This window comes from Cellulosimicrobium sp. NPDC057127, from assembly GCF_042670945.1.
Lineage (GTDB): Bacteria > Actinomycetota > Actinomycetes > Actinomycetales > Cellulomonadaceae > Cellulosimicrobium.
Genome location: NZ_JBHUUP010000010.1, coordinates 106,030 through 127,964, shown reverse-complemented (window position 1 = coordinate 127,964; position 21,935 = coordinate 106,030). Strand labels below are relative to the sequence as shown.

Sequence of the window (21,935 nt, the reverse complement as noted above, 5' to 3'; positions counted from 1 at the left end):
CACCGCTCTCCCTCCCTATGTTGACTGCCTATCTAGTCGGGGATACGGTCTAGTCGTGACCGCGAACGAGGAGTGGCCCAGCGAGTGGCTGCGCGGCGTGCTCGGCCTGTGCGTGCTGCGCGTCCTCGCCGACGGGCCCACCTACGGGTACGCCATCGCGTCCTCGCTCGCCGACAGCGGCCTCGGGCCGCTCAAGGGCGGGACGCTCTACCCGCTGCTCAAGCGTCTGGAGGACGCCGGCTGGGTCGTCACCGAGTGGCGCCCGGGCGAGGGCGGGCCGGGGCGCAAGTACTACGCGCTGACCGACGAGGGGGCCGGCGAGCTGCGCCGGTCGGCCGCCCGCTGGGACGCGTTCACCGTGACGACCCGCCGGATCGTCGCCGACGGCACGTCGGCACCCGCCGAGGAGGAGACCGCATGACCAGCACCAGCGCGCGAGAGCGCCGAGAGGCTCGTCGGTACGCGATGGAGCGCGAGCTCGCCCCGCACGTCGACCCGCGGTGGGCCGAGGCCGCCCTGCTCGAGCTCCGTATCGAGGGCGTCGCGGGCGACCGGATCGGCGAGGCGCTCGGTGAGGTCGACTCCCACTGCGCCGAGAGCGGGGAGGACGCCTACGAGGCCTTCGGCGACCCCGTCGCCTACGCGAGGTCGCTCGAGCTGCCGCGCAGCCCCGACCAGGGCTCGGCGGCGATCGTCCGCACGGTGCTGCCGACGGTGGTCCAGCTCGCGGGCATGTTCCTCACGCTCTGGTCCGTCCCCGCGCTGGCCGCGGGCGACGCGGTGGAGATCACGGTCGGCCAGGTGCTCGCCGGCGCGGTCCTCGTCGCCGGGCTCCTGCTGCTCGCGTGGCGCTCCGAGCCGGTGCTGCGCGCGCTCGTGCGCAGGCCCGTCCTGGGGACCGTCGCGTTCGGTGCGGCGTCTGCGGCCCTCGTCGTCCCGCTCCTGCTCCTGCGCGGGGTGCTCGTCACGCTGCCTGCCGCCGCGACGGGCGCCGTCGGCGTCGCGCTCCTCGTCGCGGGCGTCGCCGTCGACCTGTCACGCGCGCGGCGTCCCGACGCCGACGACCCGGTGCTCGCCCCCCTGCAGGACGTCGGCACCGCCACGCGCCGCCGGCGTCAGAGCCGCCGCGTCGGGCTGGTCGCGGCGCTCCTCGTGCCCGCCTGGACGCTCGTCGTCGGCGTGCTGCTCTGGTGGCTCGCGTAGGCCTTCTCCCAGGTCACCGCAGGTCGACGACGACGCCCGGCCGGGCGATATCGGTGCTCGACATTCACGACCTCTGTTGGACGGCCGATAGGTCATTGCGCCTGGACGATCGTCCTGGTCATGAATGAGGGAGCTGTGGCGTGGGTGTACTGACGAGACGTCGTGCGCAGGACGACGTGGTGGCCGACCAGCAGCAGGTCATGACGGCCGAGATCCAGGCGCTGGCTCAGGTCATGGAGCGACTGGGTGACGTGTCCGGCGCGGACTCCGTGGGCGCGGGCATCGAGGCGGTGCTCGACGCGACCCGGCGGGCGTTCGGCTTCGACTACGCCTCCGCGTGGGCCGTGCGGGAGGGTTCGGACCACCTCGAGTTCGTCGCGCAGGTGGGCACGTTCGGCCCGGAGCTCGACGCGATGACGCCGTCGCACCGGCCGGGCAAGGGGTACGGGCTGTGCGGCATCGCGTGGGAACGCGGACGCGTGGTCGACGTCCCCGACCTGACCGAGCACGCCCCCAACTGCTCCCGCGGTGTGGCGGCCCTCGCGGCGGGGGCCCGGGCGGGGATGTCGCTCCCGCTCCGGCGCGACGGCGAGATCGTCCTGGTCCTCGACTTCGTCACCACGGACCTCGGCACGCCGAGCCCCACACGGGCGTACGTCCTCGACGCGCTGTGCCGCGCGGCGTCGCAGTCGCTGACCACGCTGCACGCGGCGGGCCGGGTGCGGGACTCCGTCGGTGACCAGCAGGCGGTCACCACCGTCGTCGCCGAGGTGGGCTCGTGCGTCGACGAGGAGTCGGCGGTCCGGACCGCGCTCGACTCGGTGCGCACGGAGTTCGGGTGGGCGTACGGGTCGTTCTGGAGCCTCGACGAGGACGCGCAGGTGCTGCGCTTCGCGGTCGAGTCCGGGACCGCCGGCGAGGAGTTCCGGCAGGTCACGCTCGCGGCGAGCTTCGCCGAGGGCGTCGGGCTGTCGGGCCGTGCCTGGAAGGCGCGCGACCTGGTGTTCGTGCCCGACCTCGGCGAGCTCACGGACTGCGTCCGGGCGCCCGCTGCGCAGCGGGCGGGAGTGCGTTCGGGGGTGTGCCTGCCCGTCGTCATCGACGGCGACGTCATCGGCACGATGGACTTCTTCACCACCGAGACCATCGAGCTGTCGGAGAGCCGTGCCGACGCCTTGCGCAACGTGGGGCGCCTCGTGTCGCAGCGGCTCGACATCCTGCGTCGCGCCACCCGCGACGCGGAGGCGGCCACCGCGCTGCTCGGCAGCGTCGAGCAGCTCTCCGCCAGCGCGACGGAGGCAGGGACCGTGGCCGCCGGGGCGGTGGCCCAGGCGTCCGAGATCGCGGACGAGGTACGCGCGCTCAGCGACTCCTCGACGGCCATCGAGGACGTCATCAAGATCATCTCGACCATCGCCGACCAGACGAACCTGCTGGCGCTGAACGCCACGATCGAGGCGGCGCGCGCCGGCCAGGCGGGTCGCGGGTTCGCCGTCGTGGCCACCGAGGTCAAGGAGCTCGCGGGCGGCACGACGACGGCCACGAGCAAGGTGGGCCAGCAGGTCGCCGACATCCAGACCAACACCGCGACCGTCGCGCGCGGGATCGAGGCGATCTACGCGACCATCGGGCGCATCGACGAGGTCCAGCAGCGCATGAGCGACGTGCTGGAGAGCCAGCGCGCCATGGCCCGCGCCTTCGAGAGGCGCTGACGCCCTGCCCGCGTAAACCACCCGGTGCGACGCGCACGCCGGGTCGCCCCCGGTCGATAGAGACCTCTGCCCCGGGCAACCACTGGGGGCGGACGAGCAGGGGGGCGTGCAGTGGGTGTACTGACGGGACGTCGCGGACACGGCGACGTGGTGGCCGACCAGCAGCAGGTCATGACGGCCGAGATCCAGGCGCTGGACCAGGTCATGGAGCGGCTGGGCGAGGTGGCGTGCGCCACCTCCGTGCACGCCGGCGTCGAGGCGGTGCTCGACGGCGCACGCCGGGCGTTCGGGTTCGACTACGCCTCGGCGTGGGCGGTGCGCGACGGTTCGGACGACCTCGAGCTCGTCGCGCAGACGGGTTCGCTCGGCACCGAGCTCACCGAGATGACGCGCACCCACCGGATGACCCGGGGGTACGGCCTGTGCGGGGTCGCCCTGGAGCGCGGGCAGATCGTGGACCTCGTCGACCTGGCGGCGTACCCGGCCAACTGTGCGCGCGGCGAGGCGAGCCTGCGCGCCGGCGCGCGGGGCGCCATGGCGATCCCCGTCCGGCGTGACGGCAGGATCGTCATGATGCTCGACTTCCTCTCCCCGCGGCTCGGCACGCCGAGCCCCACGCGGGCGTACGTCCTCGACGCGCTGTCCCGCGCGGTGTCCCAGTCGCTCTCGGCGATGCACGCGAGCGGGCAGGTGCGGGACGCGGTGCGCGACCAGCAGGCGGTCACCGCCGTCGTCGCCGAAGTGGGTTCGTGCGTCGACGAGGAGTCGGCGGTGCGAACGGCCCTCGACTCGGTGCGCAGGGAGTTCGGATGGGCGTACGGGTCGTTCTGGCGGCTCGACGAGGACGCGCGGGTGCTGCGGTTCGTGGTCGAGTCCGGGACGGCCGGCGAGGAGTTCCGGCAGGTCACGCTCGCGGCGAGCTTTGCGGAGGGTGTGGGGCTGTCGGGGAGGGCGTGGAAGGCGCGCGACCTGGTGTTCGTGCCGGAGCTCGGCGAGCTGACGGACTGCGTGCGGGCACCGGCAGCGCAGCGCGCGGGGGTGCGTTCGGGGGTGTGCCTGCCGATCGTCATCGACGGTCAGGTGATCGGCACGATGGACTTCTTCACCACCGAGACGATCGAGCTGTCGGAGAGCCGTGCCGACGCGCTGCGGAACGTGGGCCGTCTGGTGTCGCAGCGGCTCGACATCCTGCGTCGCGCCGCGCGTGACGCGGAGGCGGCCGCCGCGCTGCTGGGCAGCGTGGAGCAGCTCTCCGCGAGCGCCGCCGAGGCGGGGACGGTGGCTGCCGGGGCGGTGGCGCAGGCGTCGGAGATCGCGGACGAGGTGCGCGCGCTGAGCGAGTCCTCGGCGGCCATCGACGAGGTCATCAAGATCATCTCGACCATCGCCGACCAGACGAACCTGCTGGCGCTGAACGCCACGATCGAGGCGGCCCGTGCGGGTCAGGCGGGTCGCGGGTTCGCGGTCGTGGCCACCGAGGTCAAGGAGCTGGCGGGCGGCACGACGACCGCGACGAGCAAGGTCGGTCAGCAGGTCGCCGACATCCAGACCAACACCGCGACCGTGGCCCGGGGGATCGAGGCGATCAACGCGACGATCGGGCGCATCGACGAGGTGCAGCAGCGCATGAGCGAGGTCCTGGAGAGCCAGCGCGCCATGGCCCGGGCGTTCGAGAGGCGCTGACCCGGCGGGGGCCCCGGGTGCCGGTCAGAGGCCGGTCGGCTCGATCGGTTCCAGGCGCGGCGGCGGCACGGGGTGCGGCTCCTCGAGCGTCTCGACGTGCGTGTCGAGCGGCGCCGTGAGGCGCTCGACGGCGGCGTCGAGGTTCGCGGTGAGGGCGGCGACGAGCCCGTCGGCGTCGCGCGCCTCGAACCGCTCGACGAGGTCGGCGTGCGACACGGCGGAGTCGCGCCGCACCGCGTACTCGTCGCTGACGGTGAAGCTCGCGATGCGCACCTCGACGATGAGCGTGCTCATCCACCGCAGCAGCCAAGGGTTGCGGGCGGCGGCGACGAGGGTCCAGTGCAGCGTGAGGTCGGCGTCGCCGATGCGCCGGGCGTCCTCGGACCGACCCGCGGCGACGAGTGCCTCGTAGGCGGTGCGGACAGCGGCGGTCTCGGCCTCGCCGGCCGAGACGACGGCGATCCGCGCCGCCGTCGTCTCGACGCTCGCGCGCGCGGCGTACAGGGCGGGGATGCGGTCACGCCCGATCGTCATGACGCTCAGGCCGCGCCCGGGCGTGGCGCTGAGCAGGCCCTCCTGGACGAGCCGCTGCGCGGCCTCGCGGAACGGGCCGCGGCTCACGCCGAGCTGGTTCGCGATCTCGACCTCACGGATCGGCGAGCCGACGCGCAGCGCGCCGGAGTAGATCGCGTCGCGGAGCTCTCGCGCGATGAGGTCGACCGTCGACGGTCGCGTCACCGGTGAGAGGAACGGCGCGGCGCCGAGCGGCGCCCGCGAGGCCGGGCTCATCGGCTCTCCCTTCCCGTGGTGGTCGTGCGCTGGTCGAGGTCACGATCCGGTATCACATCATCCCCTGCCGACGGCGTGGTGCGTCCCCCGGGGACGCGATCTTCTGTCTGCGGGCCGTGTCGGCGTCCGTCGAGCGTCTGCCCTGGTCAGAGCGGGTGTCGCGCGCCGTCGTCTCCCGGTGCGACGGGTCGCCACGGCCCGCCTGTTGTCTGATTGTAGACAATCGGACGGTAGGACGGTCGCATTGTTGAATGGTCGACGACCGGTTAACGTCGTGGAACGTCCAACGACCCACGACCGTCCGCGACCGCTCGCGTCGACGGGCACGAAGGGAATCATGACTTCCACGCGAACCACCCCGAACCGGCGTCGCGCGCTCCTGGCGGCGAGCGCCGTCGGGCTGCTCGCCGTGACCACCGCCTGCTCGAGCGTCGACGACGGCGGCGAGAACGGTTCCGGTGGCGACACCGACGGTGGCACCCTGGCGCAGCTCCAGGACTCCGGCACCATCACCGTCGGCTTCGCCGGCGAGGAGCCCTACAGCTTCCAGGACGACAGCGGTGAGCTCACCGGCGCGGCCGTCGCCCTCAACGAGGCCGTGTACGCCGAGCTCGGCATCGACACGGTCGAGGGCACGCTCACCGAGTGGGGTTCGCTCATCCCGAACCTCACCGCGGGTCGTGTCGACTCGATCAGCGCTGGGATGTCCATCCTGCCCGAGCGCTGCGAGGAGGCCGCCTTCAGCGAGCCCGAGATCATGTACACCACAGCCTTCCTCGTGCCCGAGGGGAACCCGCAGAACCTCACCGACTGGCAGTCGGCCGTCGACGCGGACATCACTCTCGCCGTGATGTCGGGCGCGATCGAGGCGGGCTACGCCGAGGAGACCGACGTGTCGACGCTGAGCGTCGGCAGCCCGCAGGACGGCCTCGACGCCGTCGTGTCCGGCCGTGCGGACGCGTTCGCGCTCACCGGCATCTCGCTGCGCGCGCTGGCGGAGAACACCGACGCCGCCGTCGAGGCGACCGACGCGTTCGTCGCGGTCGTCGACGGCGTCCCGCAGATTGGTGCCGGCTCGACGGTCTTCCGTCAGGGCGACACCGAGCTGCTCGAGGCCTACAACGAGCAGGCCCAGGAGATCATCTCCGACCCCGACCGCTACGCCGAGGTTCTCGGCCCGTTCGGGTTCACCGAGGCTGAGCGTCCGCCGTCGGGCCTGACCGCGGAGATGCTCTGCGAGGGTGACCTCGAGGCGATCGCGGACGAGATCGGCCCGGAGCTGGGGCTGGACTCCTGACCTGATGTCCGACGACATCCAGACACTCGTCGACCGGCTTCCTCGCCTCGGGGAGGCCCTCGTCGTCACACTGGAGCTGACGATCGGCGGTGCTCTGCTCGCCGCCGTCGTCGCCTTCCTCCTCGGGTTCGGCTCGCGCGCTCAGTCCCTCTGGGTGCGCGGGCCGTCCCGGGCGGTCGTGGAGTTCTTCCGCGGCACCTCCCTCGTCGTCCAGCTCTTCTGGATCTTCTACGTGCTGCCCGTGTTCGGGTACGAGATGCAGGCGCTCGCCGTCGGCATCGTCGCGCTCGGTCTCAACTACGGCGCGTACGGCTCCGAGGTCGTGCGCGGCTCGATCGAGTCCGTGCCCAAGGGGCAGTGGGAAGCCGCCACGGCGTTGAACCTGAGCTGGCTGCACCGGGTGCGCCGAGTGATCTTCCCGCAGGCGTGGGCTCTGATGATCCCCATGCTGGCCAACCTGCTCATCCAGCTGCTTAAGGGCTCGGCGCTGGCGTACTACATCACGTTGCACGATTTGAACTACTGGACGGACCAGCTGCGACGGTCGACCAACGATGTCTTCTTCAGCTACACGGTCGGCCTGCTCGGGTATTTCGCGATCGCTTACCTGCTCACCTGGGGCATGAACTACCTCGAAGAGCGCGCGAAGCGTCGGCTCGGACGTGGCACCAAGCGGCCCTCGGTCCGCGAGGCCCTGCGCGTCAAGCCCGACGTCCGTCCTGAGGTCATCACCGGGAAGGGAGGCGCGGCATGAACGACGACACCATCTGGCGCTGGGACCGCGCCTGGGACGTCCTACCGGAATTGCTCGAAGGTCTGCGGATCACGGTCCTGGCGACGGTCGTCGGCATGGTCATCGCCTCGATCCTCGGATTGGTCATCGCGCTCGCGATGCGGGCGCCCAGTCGGTGGGTCACCGCGCCGCTGCGCCTGGTCTCAGACTTCATCCGGATGACTCCGCTACCAGTGCAGCTCGTCTTCATCTGGTTGCTGCTCCCGTCGGTGCCGTCTCTCGTGATCGGTTGCACCGTCCTCGGCGTGCACTACTCGACGTACATGTCCGAGGTCTACCGCGCCGGGATCGAGGCCGTGCCCCGCGGGCAGTGGGAAGCCGCCACCGCGCTCAACCTGCCGCGCTCGCGCACGTGGCGCGACGTCGTGCTGCCGCAGGCGATCCGCAAGACCCTGCCCGGCCTCGGCAACTACGCGATCTCAATGTTTAAGGAGACGCCGTTCCTCTTCGTCATCTCGGTCGTCGAGATGTTCACGAAGGCCCAGGAGTACGGCGCCCGCACGTTCTCCTACATCGAGCCGCTGACGATGGTGGGTCTGCTCTTCCTGCTGGTGAGCTACCCGACCTCGCTCCTCGTGCGACGGATGGAGACCCGCCTTGCCTGACGTGATCGACCCCGCGACCAACCCAGCCAGTCACCCGGAGGACAGCGTGTCGACCACGCCGGACACCACCCCCGCCATCGAGTTCCGCGACGTCATCAAGCGCTTCGGCGACAACGTCGTGCTCGACGGGCTGAGCTTCAGCGTCGCCAAGGGCGACCGCGTCACGCTCATCGGCCCGTCCGGCTCCGGCAAGACGACGATCCTGCGCCTCCTCATGACGCTCGAGGAGGCCGACGGCGGGCTCATCCTCATCGACGGCGACCCCTACACCCACGAGTACCGCGGGCAGAAGTGGGTCGAGATCCCCGAGAAGCGCCGGCGCACCGTGCGCAAGCGCGTGGGCATGGTGTTCCAGCAGTTCAACCTGTTCCCCAACATGACCGTGCTGGAGAACATCATCGAGGCGCCCATGCACGTGCTCGGGCTCAACCGGAAGCAGGCCACCGCTCGCGCCGAGGAGCTGCTCGAGCAGGTCGGCATGGCCGAGAAGCGCGACGCCAAGACCACCGAGCTCTCCGGCGGTCAGCAGCAGCGCGTCGCCATCGCGCGAGCGCTCGCCATGGACCCCGAGATCCTGCTGCTCGACGAGGTCACCTCAGCGCTCGACCCCGAGATCGTCGCCGACGTCCTCGGGGTGCTGAGGGATGTTGCCGAGAACACGGACATCACCATGCTCCTTGTGACGCACGAGATGCAGTTCGCCCGCGAGGTGTCGAACCGCGTGCTCATGTTCGACCACGGACGGATCATCGAGGAGGCTCACCCCGAGACGATGTTCACCAACCCGACGCACGAACGCACGCAGGAGTTCTTGAAGGCTGTGTTGGGCTGACGTTCGTCGGGTCGTGGTCGGTTCCGCGGCCGACGGTTCCGCGAGGGGCGGGGCGGGTCTAGCATCCGCCGCTCGTTCCTCGCGGCTCCCGCCAGACCCGCCACGACCCGCCCCACCCCTCGCTCCACCGTCGGCCGCTCACTGCATCGTCGACAGCACCGCTGTGGCCCGTCCGATACTCCGGGCGGGCCACAGGTGCGTGCACAAACGTTGGCAGTCGGCGGCGGGCGGGCTTTCGCGGCGTCAGGCCGGGTCGCCGATGCGGTGGAGGGCGCCGAGGACCTGGGTCCAGAAGCGGTCGTGGTCGAGGGTGATGCCGACCTGGGTGCGGCACTCGGCGGGCTCGTCGCCGCGGAGGTCGACGACGGTCATGCCTGTCGTGAGGGTGCCGGTGAGCTCGACGTCGATGGGGGCGCGGCGTGTCGTCATGACTGCCTGGTCGGCGACGTAGGCGACGGCGCACGGGTCGTGCACCGGCGGGTGCGGGAAGGCCTGCGCTGAGCGGTAGGTGCTGCCGTAGAAGTCGAGCAGCTCACCGACGAAGCGCGCCGGTGCGGTGTCGAGCGCGGCGATGCGGTCGCGGACGTCGGGCGTGGCTACGGCCTGGTGCGTGACGTCGAGGCCGACCATCGTCACCGGCCACGCCTCGTTGAGGACGACGTGCGCGGCCTCCGGGTCGGCGAGGACGTTGAACTCCGCGGTGGGGGTGCGGTTCCCGCCGTGGAACGCGCCGCCCATCATGACGACGTCCCGCACGCGCGGGACGATGCGCGGCTCCTTGCGGGCCGCCATCGCGATGTTCGTCAGCGGCCCCACTGGGACGAGCGTGATCTCGCCCGGCTCGGAGTCGAGCACCGTCTCGACGATGAGGTCGACGGCGTGGCGGTCGTCGACGACGCCGCGCGGCGACGGGAGGACCGGGCCGTCCATCCCGGTGTCGCCGTGGATGTCCGGCGCGACGATCCGCGGCCGGACGAGCGGGCGGTCGCAGCCCGCCGCGATCGGGACGTCGATCCGCGCGACCTCCGCGACGGCGAGCGCGTTGCGCGTGACCTTCTCGAGCGTCTGGTTGCCGGCGACGGTCGTGACCGCGACGAGATCGATCGCGGGGGAGCCGTGCGCGAGCAGCATGGCGACAGCGTCGTCGTGGCCGGGGTCGCAGTCGAGGACGATCTTGCGGGGGAGCGGAGGGGCACCGGTGAGCACCCCGCCATCCTCGCGCGTGCGGCAACGCCCGGCAGTCCGTGATTAAGGCCCGTGCCCGACGACGCGTGGCGCGCTTCGCATCCGGAGGCCCGCGGCGGCTAGGCTGTGCTCCGGCCCTGCCCCGGGGCCATGCGCCTGTAGCTCAGGGGATAGAGCACCGCTCTCCTAAAGCGGGTGTCGGCAGTTCGAATCTGCCCAGGCGCACCGGTGCCGTGTATGGCTCCGCCTGATGCTTGAGTTTCGGCTGACGGTTGACGGTGTTGCGGGTGATGGTTGACACCAACTTCGGCTAATGCTTGACGCTCGCTCATGAGGGAGTTGAGCGTGACTGAGCAGAGGTACAAGGCGGTGCTGGCGGTCATCCGTGATGGCCGTTCGGTCACCGAGGTCGCGGCGTCGTCGGGCATCGCGCGTCAGACGCTCCTACGTCGTTGACGCGGTGGGAAGCGGGCGGGCTGGAGGGCCTGGTGGATCGCTCGCACCGCCGGTCAGCTGTCCGCATCAGGTGGACCCGGGTGTGGAGGTCGAGGTCCTGGAGGCGCGTCGGGCGCATCCGGGGTGGGGTGCGCGGCGGATCGCGTTCGAGCTGGGCCGGCGCGGGGTGAGCGTCTGGAAGTCCGGGTGCGTACCAGGCGTTGCGCTGGGCGGGGCTTATCGAGCCGGGCGGGCGGCGCCGGCGCGCCGAGCACGGGACTGCGGCAAGAACGGCTGACACTCCATCTGCGGGACGAGGTTCCGCTGCGTGCGACAGGCGCTGGCGCAGCGACGGAGGTTGATGACGGCCGCGACTGATCTTGCATGGATGCGTCCGCGCGGGCACCAGCGGTCGCGACAGGGGGAGTGTCACCGTCGCTCACGTGAGGTACAGCCTGCCCGAGTGGGTGAAACGGGGCCACGCGATGCCAATCGGGAGCCCTGAAATTCCTTCGAACGATGGTCGTGCGCATTAGGTTGATCGCTGGCGGAGTTGATGCGAGCCGGAGGAGCGCCATGCAAGTCAGACCGAATGGGTCCCAGCAGCTCGCGGCGAGGCTAGCTAGCGGTCCTGCGTTCCTGTTGCTCGGATCTAGCGCCGACGTCTCGGAGAAGTCGGCGGTCGCGCAGTATCCCTGGAGCGGCGTATACACGACAAGATCCACGAGGGCGGCCGCCGACCTCTTCCGCACCGACTGGCGGACAGTCAGCTCGGTGGGCGCGATGTCCTCAACGGCCTCGCGGGACCGAAACGACCTACAGGTGTGTTTCCTCTTCGGAGGCGGACATCTGCCGCCCGGAGAGCAGCCAGCAACGGATGCGCTGGGCGAAGCGGACGCCCGTATCCGCGCCACCCAGGAACTCTCCCGGCTGGCCGCTGAGACGGTCACGCCGAAGGGAACGGTCCTCATCGACGGGTGGGCACCGGGCGACCTGCTCGCCGCGGAAGTTCTGGTGCCCGCACTGCGCGCCCTCGGCCCTGGCCAGGCTCACCTATTCTCGTGCGGACTGTGGGCGCAAGACGCCTTCGTCGCGAGCCTGGCGCAGGCGGGCCAGTTGATCCTGCATGAAGAGTCCGCGGACGAGTTGTTGCAGGCCCTCGCCCAGGTCGGCAGCGTCAGGCTTGAAGCTCCGTCGTCTGGCGGGCGCGAGGCGCACCATGTCATAGCCCTCGGTGACGGCTTCACCGATATCGACATCCATACGTGGAACCAGGTGAGGAGGACGGCTCGGCCGGTTGACCTGGAACTGCTCACGCCGCCGGTGTTCAGTTCGGAGGCCGCGCGCTACCAGGAGTTCCGCAATTTCACTGGGGCGCCCGAGGGCTCCCCGCGCTGGCGGGGCATCGCGGCCGGGATGAACGTCCGCCGCGATTTCGAGGAGCGGGTTGCGCGCCAAGTCGCTGAGATGCTGCGCGAGCGAGAACTGCCCCGCCCTGTCGTCGTCGCGGGACAAACCGCCACCGGGAAGACAATCGCATTGGCCTCCCTCGCGATGGAGTTCGCCCGAACTGGCGAGTTCGCCGTTCTTCATCAGTCGCGCCGCACGGTTCGGCCGTCGGTGGACGACCTCGACATGTATGCCGCTTGGTCAGAGCAGCATGGCTCAAAGGGGCTCGTTTTCGTTTGGGATGGGATGGTGAATCCCGGGGAGTACGAGGCCCTCGCTCGCCAACTCCACAGCCGAGGTCGAAAGGTGCTCATCGTCGGTTCGGCCTATCCCACCGACAGCGAGTCCTCGTTAATCGTCAAGGCTCCCGCCGAACTTAGTAGGGCTGAGTCCGGCCGCCTTGTGGCGCTGCTCAAGTCATACCGTATTGAGGTCGCCGCGCCGAGGGCTGCACTTGACGCCAGCTTTCTCGCGTTTCTGTATCATACGCTTCCCGAGACGGAGCACGTGCTTCGCCATGGCTTGTCGCTCGAGATGCGGGCGGCCGAAAAGGGGATGGCACAATTCGTTCGAGAGCGCGGCGTCGAAGCGACCCAAGAATCTCGTATGACGGCGATGGCGGCCGCATTCCAGGCTGCGGGACTGTCCGTCCTCGACCTCCTTCCAGACACCCCCGAGACGACGAAGCCATTGACCGAGCAGTCGTTCTCCGAGCGTAGTCCAATCCAGCGAGTCACGACGTTGATTCTTGTCGCTGGGCGCCACGGGGTCCCTGTGCCCATTGATCTCGCGCTCCGCATACTCGGGCGGGAAGGCTCGCAGAGCATCCGCGACGCCGTCAATGCGTTCGACATTATCCGCGAGGTCGACGACGATAACGGGGAGTACTTTCTTTCGGTCCGCTCGCATCTCGAAGCCGAGTTGTTGGCGCAGTACGAGATCTCGACGGAGCTTGAGGTCGAGGTGATCACCGAGGCGATAAGAAACGTCCGTCTGGCGTACGGCTTTTCCAGCGGCACAGACGAAGTGCAATTCATGGTGTCCTTGCTGGAGCGAATTGGCCCGAACTCAGGCACCGGTCGGTATCGTCAGTATTTTCGTGCGATCGCGGATGCATTGCGCGACCGTCGCGAGGATGTGGGCCGCGCGCACCCCAGACTGGTCCTACAGGAGTCGACGTTCTCGCGTGGCTATGTTCATTGGCAGCAAGAGACGCAGCAAGGCTTGGCGGCTCAACGGATCGCCGACCTCGAGTACAACAGTGACCTGCTCTCCGAGGCGCTGGCAGATGGCGACCTGCGGGGGATGATGCGACTGTCGCTGACAGTCGAGCAAGCGTCGACGCTCGGCGCGATCCTCCATGAGATCAAGGAGGGCGGCTCCCCCACTCGCTCGAGGAACCTCGCGAGTCGCCTCGACGACGTCCTGAGGGCCGTGCTCGACGCACGAGCGATCGATCCCGGCAACCTCCACCCCGTTGACGTCTTAGCGTGGTCGACACGTGACGCCATTCAGACCGGACTCCTTGAGCCAGGAGAGCGACTTGATCGGCTCGCAGACGCGGTCGCAATTCTGGAGTCACTGGACCGAGCCGCGCTCGCTGAGCGGCAACGGGCACAGATTGACATGCGACTTAAACAGCTCCAGGAGCTCCTCGGAAACGACGATGCGGTTTGGGAGCGACTTCGCGACCTGGAGGCGAATAGCGATCCTGCGGCGACATACTTCTTGGCGAAGTTTGAGGCCGAGGCAGGTCCCGCTGGGGAGCGCGCTGCGCTTGCGCGGCTATGGGCAGCGCCCCCCGACACTCAGCGAGACTGGCGCTGTGCGCACTTGCTCTTGGAGCTGACTTGGAAGGGTATCGCTGGAGACCGCCTACTTAGGGGAGAGCGCGTTCCGATCCATTTTTCGCACGAGAACGTAGAGACGCTCCTCCGCCTTGCGGCGACACTGCAGGACGCAGAGCTCCCCGATCGCTACAAGCTCGTCTTCGTGCGCGGCCTCGCCCAGTTCGCCCTAGAGGACTATGAAGACGCGCGGAGGACGTTCCGCGAACTGGAAGACCTCACCCGCCAGCAGGCGCGGCGCATTCATACGCTTCTCACCCTGACCGACAGCGCCGGAAAGCCATTGGTTTACACAGGTAGGGTTGAGTCGGTAAGCGGAAGTTGGGGAAGGGTGCGTGTCGAGGAGCTGGCGACAAGTGTTTGGTTCGAACCGCGACTCTTCAGCGCTACTCAGGACCTCGCAGTCAACCAACGCCTTCCAGCGCTCATTATCGGGTTCAAGTTGACACGCGGGGCCGTAGCCGAACCCCGCACGATGTTCAGAGACGTGCAGGTTCGCCGATGAACTCCCTTTCGACCTTGGACCTTAACAAGCGGGCCTGTACCGGTGTAGGGCTCACCTACGGCGCCGCCCCTGAGCTCGTGCCGTCGCTTGACTCATCGGGGGCGTTCTACGATCTTGTGACCGAGTACTACAAGTTCTTTCACGAAGCTATCGCGGATGATGTCGCGTTTCTCGCGGCTGTCAAAGATTGCAGCGCCGTGGCCGCCTTCAAAGAGCTCCTGTACAACCTGCGAACGGCACGCCAGCATGGTGACAACCCCAATGCCGATGCCTACGCCGCTGCATGGGTCGACAGTCACGCGAACTGGCAGGAGTCTGCTGACGCGTTCGCGAGGTCGCTGCGGGAAGCGATCGACGAGCTGGCGCATGTGAGCAGCTGTGTTCGCAGAGACGCACGGCTGAGTGATGCTTGGCGGCAGCGCGCATCCGCGGCGCCTGAGACGATCTTTGAAGCCGTACGTTCCGACTTGGCCGCGGTCTTCAGTGAATCTCAGAGGGACTACATGGTTCGCACCGTGGCACGGCGTGCTCAACGGTTGCGACCAGGAGCGGACGTCCGCAGGGAATTGGAACGCTTCTGTGTGGAGGAGATCGTGAAGAGGACCAAGCCACTCCCAGTTGCCTACCACGCGGTGCTGGATCGATTGAATCTGCTAGGTAAGCCACATGCGCGAGCTGCCCTCCTCCTCGCGTTCTCGATCAGTGCCGCCACAACCCTGCGCGGTGAAGAGTTCCTCACCCGCGTCGAACTAGCGTGGTCCGTGTCTACCCAGACTGCACGCTCAGTACCGTGACACGCGACAGGTGGCCATGGGCCCGGCGTCGCAAGCAAGTGCTTCCCGGCAGTCCGCGGCGCTCGGGTCTCACCTGCGGTGCCCGCCGCCTATGCCAGGACCACGATGCCGCGCTCCGCGGGTCGGAATGCGATGGTTCGGCGCGTCCGGCCGAAATCGGTGTCCGGCTCGGGCGCTGTGCCCCGCCGGCCCGCCGTGCGGGCCGCGCCTTGGGAGTTGAGCGTGGCTGAGCAGAGGTGAGAGGCGGTTCCGGCGATGTTCCGTGATGTCCGTTCGATCACCGAGGCGCTGGCATCTCATCCACATCACCGTCGAAGGCATATCTGGATGCGAATCGCCGCGACCGAGAACCCCCTCTGGATTGACGGGGAGAGTTGGATCGACGCCGAGGGCATCACCAGTGGTGAGCGAGCAAAGCCGTTCGTTGGGAACGTACGCGTGGTCCTTTGACGGCGTCTCCTCATCCTTTCGAACGCGACGTCCCTGCTGCACCCGACACGGGAGCCAGCTCTAGAACGGGCGGAGTGGACACCGGATCGCAGCGGCTGGTGCTGTCTCGCGCGCCGCGATTCTCGATGCCCCGCCGCGACGGTACGCTGTAGGGACTTGCGGGCTCGATTGGGGCCGCAGCCAGCAGATCCCGCCCGTGCCATAGGTACGGGGAAGCGCCCGGCGGTGTGTCGCCGTCGGTGTTGCAGAGGTTCGACGGCCGTTCGGGCCGGGACGCTGTGCGGTGACCGGCGCCACGTGCGCGCGCCCGGCTCACGCCGTCGACGGAACCCGTCGGCGGCTGACGCCCGTCATGCCCGGGGCGACACGTCCTCGGGCAGCGTTGGCGGCGCACCGCGCCGCCGTTGCGACGTGCACGTCGCAGAAGGAGGACATGTGGCTCGATCAGGCCGACGCAGGTCTGGCCCTGCGCGCTCGGAGGCGGGCGCTCAGCCGAAGTCCGGCGGGCAGCGCCAGTCGGGTGGGCAGCGTCAGGGGGGCGGCAAGCGCCAGTCCGGTGCGCAGCGCCCGGCAGGGGTGCAGCGCCGTCGCGCTCCTCGCCGCGACGAGGAGGGGCTCATCCCCGTGCTCGCGGACATCACGCGCGAGGTGGAGAACGCGGTGCGGCGTCCGCCGGTCCGTCCGGCCGTGCGGACGCAGTTCCAGGTCGCCGCGCTCCTCGTCCGCGAGGAGCGCGCCCGGGTCAAGGCGGACACTGCGCTGACTCCCGCCAAGCGTGACCACGAGCTCAAGCGGCTCGACGGCGTCGCGACGCTCCTCGCGAAGATCGCCGCCCGGGACACGTCGCTGCTCGCGCTGCTCGCCGAGGACGCCCGCGTCTCCGACGCCGCCCGCGAGTACAAGGCCTCCGTGATGCGCGCCGGCGGTATCGAGCCACCCGAGGAGCCCGAGCGACCAGCACCTGTCGCACCGACGCAGGCAACCGATAAGCGCACGGAGAAGCGCGCCGAGAAGCGCGTGGTCCCGCAGTCGGTCATCTCGCGCCAGATGGCCAACCCGTTCCTCGCCCCGAACTTCGAGGCCGCTGCCGAACGCGCCGCGAAGCCGCGCCGCCTCGCCGGCTGGGAGCTGCTCGAGCCGCTCTTCCGGTCCTTCGAGCGCGACGCGCCCGGCGCCCCCGCGTGCATGGACCTGCCCGAGCCGCGGCACGTCCCCGTCCCGCAGGGCCGCGACCTCATGCCGCACCAGGCGCGCGTCGTCGCCGCCACGGCCCGCGGCCACCGGACCTTCCTCCTCGCAGACGAGCCCGGGCTCGGCAAGACCGCCCAGGCACTGCTCGCGGCACAGGCGGCCGACGCGTTCCCGCTGCTCGTCGTCGTCCCCAACGTGGTGAAGACGAACTGGGCGCACGAGGTCGGGCTGTGGACGCCGCTGCGTCGCGCCACTGTGGTCCACGGCGACGGCGACAGGGTCGACGCGTTCGCGGACGTCGTCATCGTCAATTACGAGATCCTCGACCGTCACGCCGGCTGGCTCGGCGACCACGGATTCCGCGGGATGATCGTCGACGAGGCGCACTTCATCAAGAACAAGACGTCGCAGCGCTCGCAGAACGTGCTCGAGATCTCCGACCGGATCCGCACCCGCACCGCCCGGCCGCTGATGATGGCACTCACCGGCACGCCGCTCATCAACGACATCGAGGACTTCCGCGCGATCTGGCAGTTCCTCGGCTGGATCGACGACGAGAAGCCGCTCGGCAAGCTCATGACCTCACTCGAGGACACCGGGCTCACCCCCGCCGACCCGGGCTTCTACTCGGCCGCGCGCACGAGCGTCGTCGACATGGGCATCGTGCGCCGCCGCAAGGTCGACGTCGTCGCCGACATCCCGGCCCGCCGCGTCGCGGACCTGCCGGTCGAGCTCGACGACGCCGCCGGACGCTCGATCCGCGCGTCCGAGGAGGCGCTCACGAACCGGCTGGTCCAGCGTTACCGGGCCGCCGTGGAGGCGCGCATGGAGGGCGAGGTCGTGGACGGCGTCGACCACGCGCTCGCGCGCCGCGTCGCGGCCGCCGAGCTCAAGGACTCCAGCTCCAAGGCGAAGGGCGAGAACGTCTTCACGATGGTGCGCCGCATCGGTCAGGCCAAGGCCGGTCTCGCCGCCGACTATGCCGCGCAGCTCGCCCGCAACGTCGGCAAGGTCGTGTTCTTCGCCAAGCACGTCGACGTCATGGACCAGGCCGAGCAGACGTTCGCCGACCGCGGCATCCGCTACGCCTCGATCCGCGGCGACCAGACGCCCAAGGTGCGCGAGCAGAACATCACCGCGTTCACGCAGGACCCGGACGTCGAGATCGTCGTGTGCTCCCTGACGGCCGCGGGCGTGGGGCTCAACCTCCAGGTCGCGTCCAACCTCGTGCTCGCCGAGCTGTCCTGGACCGACGCCGAGCAGACCCAGGCCATCGACCGCATCCACCGGATCGGCCAGTCCGAGCCCGTCACCGCGTGGCGCATCATCGCCGCGCAGACCATCGACGCCACGATCGCCGCGCTCATCGACAGCAAGTCCGGGCTCGCGGCTCGGGCCCTCGACGGCGCGTCCGAAGAAGACGTCCCGTCCTCCACCGACGTGCAGCTCGAGGCCCTGGTCACCCTGCTCACGGACGCACTCACCACCGACGCCGCCTGAGGGGGCGAGCGTGCCCGGCCGGGTCCACCCCGGCCGGGCACCTCACCGCCGCGCGACGAAGTACGCGTTGAACGGGTCGGACTCGACCTCCTTCTCCTCCACGTGGCCGAACCCCGCCTCGGCGAGCATCGCCGCGGCGCGCTCGACGCCCCACACCGTGCCGAGCCCGTCGCCGTCGAGGCCCAGGGAGACGCTCATGCAGTGGTACGTCGAGATCGCGTACAGGTAGGTGCCCCACGGCAGGCCCACGTTCTTCTCCAGCCGGCTCGACGCCTTGATGTCGACCATGAGGAACGTCCCGCCCGGGCGCAGGGCACGGTGCACGTTCGCGAGCACCGCGGCCGGGTGCGCCTGGTCGTGGACGGCGTCGAACGCCGTCACGAGGTCGAACCCCGAGTCCACGGAGAGCTCGGCGACGTCGAGCACCTCGAACGACGCGTTCGTCACCCCGAGCGTCCGTGCCTCCTCGCGTGCCGCGTCGATCGCGACGTCCGAGAAGTCGTACCCCACGAACCGGCTGGCCGGGAAGACCTGCGCCATGAGGTTGATCGCGTGCCCGCGCCCGCACCCGACGTCGGCCACGTCGATGCCGTCGCGGAGCCCGTCGGTCATGGCGGCGAGCGGCAGGATCGCGTCGACCAGCGCGTCGTCGTGCACCGCGGCGCTCGTCTCGGCCATGGTGCGGTGGAACTGCGGGAAGTCCGCGTACGACAGCCCGCCGCCGTGCCGGAACCGCTCGATCGTGCGCTGCTCGACCTCGCCCATCATCGCGACGTGCTGCATGAGCACCGCGACGTTGTTCGGGCCGGGGGCGCCGGTGAGCACGGCCGCGTGCTCCGCCGGCAGGACGTACGTGGCCGACGCGGGGTCGTACCGCACGACGCCCGCGGTCGTCATGCCGCCCAGCCACTCACGGACGTAGCGCTCGTGCAGCCCGGAGGCGTCGGCGACCTGGTCGCTCGTCGCCGGCGGCAGGGCCGCCAGCGTCTCGAACAGGCCCGTCTGGTGACCCGTGCTCGTCAGGACGGCGAGCGCGGCGTCGTCGAGGACGCCCAGCATCCGCCCCGCGAACGCCTCGGCGGCCGCCGCGTCGAACGGCGGTGCGACCACCGTCCCGGTGCCCGCCGCGGCGGTGCCCGTGCTGCGCGAGGCCGGTGTCGTCGTGCTCATGGTCGTCCTCCCTGTCTGCCGCGCCCGGGTGGCCGGCGTCCTTCGACGCTAGGCAGCGCAGGTTGCGCGCCTCATCGGGCGAACGATGCGTCCGGTGGGGGAGGGCGTGGGGCGGACAGTGCACACCGGCCGGCCGAGGCTGGTGGCGCAGGAACAGGACCAGCATGAGCGCGCTCGTCACCACGTAGAAGCCGTGCAACGCCCAGATGGGCCCCGCCGGCAGGGCGAAGACGTACAGCGAGTGCACCGCGTTGCCGGCGTTGGTCATCAGCAGGTTCGGCAGGCTGTACGACTCCAGGTCCCGGGTGCGCACGGCCTTCACCACCATCGGGAGCATGCTGCTCGCGAAGACCACCGTCGAGACACCACCGGCGACGAGCGCCACGTCGGCCACCATGCCGCCCGCCTCCTTCCGTGTCGTCCACGCGAGCACCGGACGTTCCCGACGCTAGGCGGACGGGGTGCCGCGGCGCGTCGGTCCTTCGACGCAGCCCGGCCACCCGGGGTGGGCAGAACTGCGCACGCTGCCCGACGGCGGTGCGGCACCTCCAGGTGGCGCCTGTCGCCTCAGGCCGAGCGTCGCCGGGGGACGCCGTGCTCGTGGGCCCACGCCGCCGCCGCGGTCCGCGACGGCACACCGATCTTGGTGAAGATGTTGGCCAGGTGCCGCCCCACCGTCTTCTCGCTAATGAACAGCTCGCGGGCCACCTGACGGTTCGTCATCCCCGACGCGACGCAGGACAGCACCTCGCGCTCGCGGTCGGTGAGCCCGCCGGGCGCCTCCGACTGGTCGAGGCGCCGCACGTCCGGCACGGCCCCGAGTTGGCGGTAGATCGCCAGGGCGGTCGCCCGGTCCGCGTCCGCGGCGGCCGCCCGCCCCATGGCGCGGTGGGCCTGCGCGAGCAGCTCGTACACCTGCGCCGTCTCGTGACGGCACCGCAGCCCGCGATACTTCTGCGCCGCGGTCTCGAGGGAGCGCACCGCGTCCTCGGGAGTCGCGCGGGCGATCTGCACGGCGCCCCGCGCGTGCGCCGCCCAGGCGCGAAGGCCCGGGCTGTCGAACTGCTCCGCCGTCTCCTCCAGCCGCGCGCACCACGCGTCCGCCTCCTCGACGAGGCCGAGGTCCAGGGCGATCCGCACCCCCGGCGCGAGCAGCGCCGCGCTCGCGAGCCGGTCCCTGCCGGCGAGCGCGGCTGACAGCCTCGACCACGCGACGTCGCCCTCACCGGCGGCGTGCAGGAGCAGGGCCTCACCCGGCTGCGGGTCGACCCCGAGCGTGCGCGCCCGGTCGTACACCGTGCGGGCGCCGTCCTGGTCGCCGCGCAGCCGCCGGATCTCGCCGAGCTGGTAGAAGGCCTCGGCGGCCGCCCAGTCGCTGCGGCCCTCCAGCTCGGTCCCGCTCCGCTCGATCCGCTCCTCGGCCGCGGCCCAGCCGCCCTCCGCGCAGAGCAGCTGCAGGCGGTGGACCCGGCAGATCCCCGAGAACACGACCTCGCCCTGGAACTGCTCGCACCACCGCTCGGTCGCCCGCGTCCAGGCGCGCATGCGGTCCAGGTCGCCGAGCTGGTGGCACGCGTGGATCACCGTGCAGTAGATCTCCCCGGCCCACTCCGGGTCGAGCCGCCCCGCCAGGACGGGCAGCATCGCCTCGTCGAGCTGACCGAACCCCGTGGCCGTGCGACCGCTCCGCAGGTCGCTCAGCCCGGCCAGGACCAGGCTCAGGGCGGTGACGGCGAGGTTGTGGGTGCGCTCCGCGACGCGTGCCGTGTCGTCCGCCGCGCGCTGCAGGCCGTCGAGGTCCCACCGGGCGAGCGCCAGCGCGCCCTCCACGTAGAAGAGGTAGCCGTGCGTGGCGCCCTCCGGGCGGTCGGCGAGCAGACGCCGGGCGCGGCTGAGCCAGCCCGACGCCACGACGACGTCGCCCCGGTTGCCCCACAGCACCGCGAGGTCGAGCGCCCGGCGGGCCGCGCCCTCGACGTCGCCCTGGACCTCCAGCACGCGGAACGCGAGCTCGGTGAGCTCGAGCGACTCGTGCAACCTCCCGACCCACCACGCCGCGCTGCCCAGGAGCGCGAGGTCCGGCGCCTCGAGCTCCGCCGTCTCGCGCGCCCGCGTCAGCGCCCCGTAGGCGCCCTGCCAGTCGCCCCGGCCATACGCCGCGCGTCCCGCGGCGAGCGCGTCCGTGCCGTCCATGGTCTCGACACCACGCTAGACCTCCTGCCCGACGGTGTCCTCGCGCGTGGCCGCGGACCCCGCCATACGCTCTGACGAGTACCGCGACGAAGGAGGCAGGCATGGGATTCCTGAAGAAGGCGATGAAGAGCGGGATCGCGGCGAAGGCGGCTCGCGTCGCCCAGCGGGAGATGTCGAAGCCGGAGAACCAGCGCAAGGCCAAGGAGCTGCTGGGCAGGTTCACCCACCGCGGCGGCTCCACCGGCACGTCCGGAGCGGCCGACCCCGGCACCCGCCGCTGACCAGTCGGCGGCGTCCGCGGC

At 70.4% G+C, this 21,935-nt stretch carries 16 protein-coding genes, 1 tRNA gene and 1 pseudogene; 14 read left to right on the top strand and 4 right to left on the bottom strand.

Translation table 11 applies throughout. The annotated features are described in order from the left end of the window. Positions 1 to 55: 55 nt before the first annotated feature. The 4 genes from ACFTZA_RS11655 (at position 56) to ACFTZA_RS11640 (ending at position 4,598) form a co-directional block, all read left to right on the top strand. Entirely contained in the window at positions 56 to 421 is a 366-nt protein-coding gene (locus ACFTZA_RS11655; RefSeq protein ID WP_378194550.1) for a PadR family transcriptional regulator, read from the top strand. Continuing rightward, positions 418 to 1,203 carry a hypothetical protein gene (locus tag ACFTZA_RS11650; protein WP_378194547.1) on the top strand — a complete coding sequence of 262 codons (786 nt, stop codon included), beginning with the start codon at positions 418 to 420 and terminating at the stop codon, positions 1,201 to 1,203. The genes ACFTZA_RS11655 and ACFTZA_RS11650 overlap by 4 nt, the downstream gene beginning before the upstream one ends. A gap of 140 nt (positions 1,204 to 1,343) precedes the next feature. After that, entirely contained in the window at positions 1,344 to 2,915 is a 1,572-nt protein-coding gene (locus ACFTZA_RS11645; protein ID WP_378194544.1) for a GAF domain-containing protein, read from the top strand. Positions 2,916 to 3,065: 150 nt separating this feature from the next. Beyond that, positions 3,066 to 4,598, top strand: a complete 1,533-nt coding sequence (locus tag ACFTZA_RS11640; RefSeq protein ID WP_378194541.1) for a GAF domain-containing protein — start codon at positions 3,066 to 3,068, stop codon at positions 4,596 to 4,598. 24 nt (positions 4,599 to 4,622) lie between these two features. On the opposite strand, the gene ACFTZA_RS11635 is transcribed toward ACFTZA_RS11640, so the two are convergent. After that, positions 4,623 to 5,387 carry a GntR family transcriptional regulator gene (locus ACFTZA_RS11635; RefSeq protein WP_378194538.1) on the bottom strand — a complete coding sequence of 255 codons (765 nt, stop codon included), beginning with the start codon at positions 5,385 to 5,387 and terminating at the stop codon, positions 4,623 to 4,625. A gap of 337 nt (positions 5,388 to 5,724) precedes the next feature. Between ACFTZA_RS11635 and ACFTZA_RS11630 the strand changes: the two genes are divergently transcribed. The 4 genes from ACFTZA_RS11630 to ehuA are packed head-to-tail and all read left to right on the top strand — an operon-like array spanning position 5,725 to position 8,914. Continuing rightward, positions 5,725 to 6,684 carry a transporter substrate-binding domain-containing protein gene (locus ACFTZA_RS11630; RefSeq protein WP_378194535.1) on the top strand — a complete coding sequence of 320 codons (960 nt, stop codon included), beginning with the start codon at positions 5,725 to 5,727 and terminating at the stop codon, positions 6,682 to 6,684. Positions 6,685 to 6,688: 4 nt separating this feature from the next. Next, positions 6,689 to 7,438 carry an ectoine/hydroxyectoine ABC transporter permease subunit EhuC gene (gene ehuC / locus ACFTZA_RS11625; protein ID WP_378194532.1) on the top strand — a complete coding sequence of 250 codons (750 nt, stop codon included), beginning with the start codon at positions 6,689 to 6,691 and terminating at the stop codon, positions 7,436 to 7,438. Next, positions 7,435 to 8,082 (top strand): ectoine/hydroxyectoine ABC transporter permease subunit EhuD, encoded by a 648-nt coding sequence (gene ehuD, locus ACFTZA_RS11620; RefSeq protein ID WP_378194529.1) that lies wholly within the window; start codon positions 7,435 to 7,437, stop codon positions 8,080 to 8,082. Before ehuC ends, ehuD begins: the two co-directional genes overlap by 4 nt. A gap of 46 nt (positions 8,083 to 8,128) precedes the next feature. Further along, the gene (gene ehuA / locus ACFTZA_RS11615; RefSeq protein ID WP_378194526.1) at positions 8,129 to 8,914 is read left to right on the top strand and encodes an ectoine/hydroxyectoine ABC transporter ATP-binding protein EhuA; all 786 of its coding nucleotides are present in this window, start codon (positions 8,129 to 8,131) and stop codon (positions 8,912 to 8,914) included. A gap of 243 nt (positions 8,915 to 9,157) precedes the next feature. On the opposite strand, the gene ACFTZA_RS11610 is transcribed toward ehuA, so the two are convergent. Continuing rightward, entirely contained in the window at positions 9,158 to 10,120 is a 963-nt protein-coding gene (locus ACFTZA_RS11610; protein WP_378194524.1) for a nucleoside hydrolase, read from the bottom strand. A gap of 131 nt (positions 10,121 to 10,251) precedes the next feature. On the opposite strand from ACFTZA_RS11610, the gene ACFTZA_RS11605 reads away from it, so the two are divergent. The 5 genes and pseudogenes from ACFTZA_RS11605 (at position 10,252) to ACFTZA_RS11585 (ending at position 18,270) form a co-directional block, all read left to right on the top strand. Next, positions 10,252 to 10,324 (top strand) — tRNA-Arg (locus ACFTZA_RS11605). A 105-nt stretch (positions 10,325 to 10,429) separates the two neighbouring features. Beyond that, a pseudogene (locus ACFTZA_RS11600) lies at positions 10,430 to 10,803 on the top strand (helix-turn-helix domain-containing protein); the annotation flags it as partial. Between the two features lie 307 nt (positions 10,804 to 11,110). Then, positions 11,111 to 14,335, top strand: coding sequence for a hypothetical protein (locus ACFTZA_RS11595; RefSeq protein WP_378194521.1), 3,225 nt, complete (start codon positions 11,111 to 11,113; stop codon positions 14,333 to 14,335). After that, a complete protein-coding gene (locus tag ACFTZA_RS11590; RefSeq protein WP_378194518.1) occupies positions 14,332 to 15,129 on the top strand; it encodes a hypothetical protein in 798 nt (265 codons plus the stop codon). Before ACFTZA_RS11595 ends, ACFTZA_RS11590 begins: the two co-directional genes overlap by 4 nt. A 1,026-nt stretch (positions 15,130 to 16,155) precedes the next feature. Then, positions 16,156 to 18,270, top strand: coding sequence for a DEAD/DEAH box helicase (locus ACFTZA_RS11585; protein WP_378194699.1), 2,115 nt, complete (start codon positions 16,156 to 16,158; stop codon positions 18,268 to 18,270). 42 nt (positions 18,271 to 18,312) lie between these two features. Here ACFTZA_RS11585 and ACFTZA_RS11580 read toward each other — a convergent pair whose 3' ends face one another. After that, positions 18,313 to 19,440, bottom strand: a complete 1,128-nt coding sequence (locus ACFTZA_RS11580; RefSeq protein ID WP_378194515.1) for a class I SAM-dependent methyltransferase — start codon at positions 19,438 to 19,440, stop codon at positions 18,313 to 18,315. Between the two features lie 567 nt (positions 19,441 to 20,007). Then, positions 20,008 to 21,633 (bottom strand): LuxR C-terminal-related transcriptional regulator, encoded by a 1,626-nt coding sequence (locus ACFTZA_RS11575; protein ID WP_378194512.1) that lies wholly within the window; start codon positions 21,631 to 21,633, stop codon positions 20,008 to 20,010. A gap of 101 nt (positions 21,634 to 21,734) precedes the next feature. On the opposite strand from ACFTZA_RS11575, the gene ACFTZA_RS11570 reads away from it, so the two are divergent. Next, on the top strand, positions 21,735 to 21,914 hold the full coding sequence (locus ACFTZA_RS11570; RefSeq protein ID WP_378194509.1) for a hypothetical protein: 180 nt from the start codon (positions 21,735 to 21,737) through the stop codon (positions 21,912 to 21,914). Positions 21,915 to 21,935 lie beyond the last annotated feature (21 nt).

Excerpts from the sequence above, each read along its gene's own strand:
- ACFTZA_RS11650 (WP_378194547.1), top strand. The coding sequence starts at position 418 with ATGACCAGCACCAGCGCGCGAGAGCGCCGAGAGGCTCGTCGGTACGCG.
- ACFTZA_RS11635 (WP_378194538.1), bottom strand. The coding sequence starts at position 5,387 with ATGAGCCCGGCCTCGCGGGCGCCGCTCGGCGCCGCGCCGTTCCTCTCA.
- ACFTZA_RS11630 (WP_378194535.1), top strand. The coding sequence starts at position 5,725 with ATGACTTCCACGCGAACCACCCCGAACCGGCGTCGCGCGCTCCTGGCG.
- ehuC (WP_378194532.1), top strand. The coding sequence starts at position 6,689 with ATGTCCGACGACATCCAGACACTCGTCGACCGGCTTCCTCGCCTCGGG.
- ehuD (WP_378194529.1), top strand. The coding sequence starts at position 7,435 with ATGAACGACGACACCATCTGGCGCTGGGACCGCGCCTGGGACGTCCTA.
- ACFTZA_RS11595 (WP_378194521.1), top strand. The coding sequence starts at position 11,111 with ATGCAAGTCAGACCGAATGGGTCCCAGCAGCTCGCGGCGAGGCTAGCT.
- ACFTZA_RS11590 (WP_378194518.1), top strand. The coding sequence starts at position 14,332 with ATGAACTCCCTTTCGACCTTGGACCTTAACAAGCGGGCCTGTACCGGT.
- ACFTZA_RS11580 (WP_378194515.1), bottom strand. The coding sequence starts at position 19,440 with ATGAGCACGACGACACCGGCCTCGCGCAGCACGGGCACCGCCGCGGCG.
- ACFTZA_RS11575 (WP_378194512.1), bottom strand. The coding sequence starts at position 21,633 with ATGGACGGCACGGACGCGCTCGCCGCGGGACGCGCGGCGTATGGCCGG.
- ACFTZA_RS11570 (WP_378194509.1), top strand. The coding sequence starts at position 21,735 with ATGGGATTCCTGAAGAAGGCGATGAAGAGCGGGATCGCGGCGAAGGCG.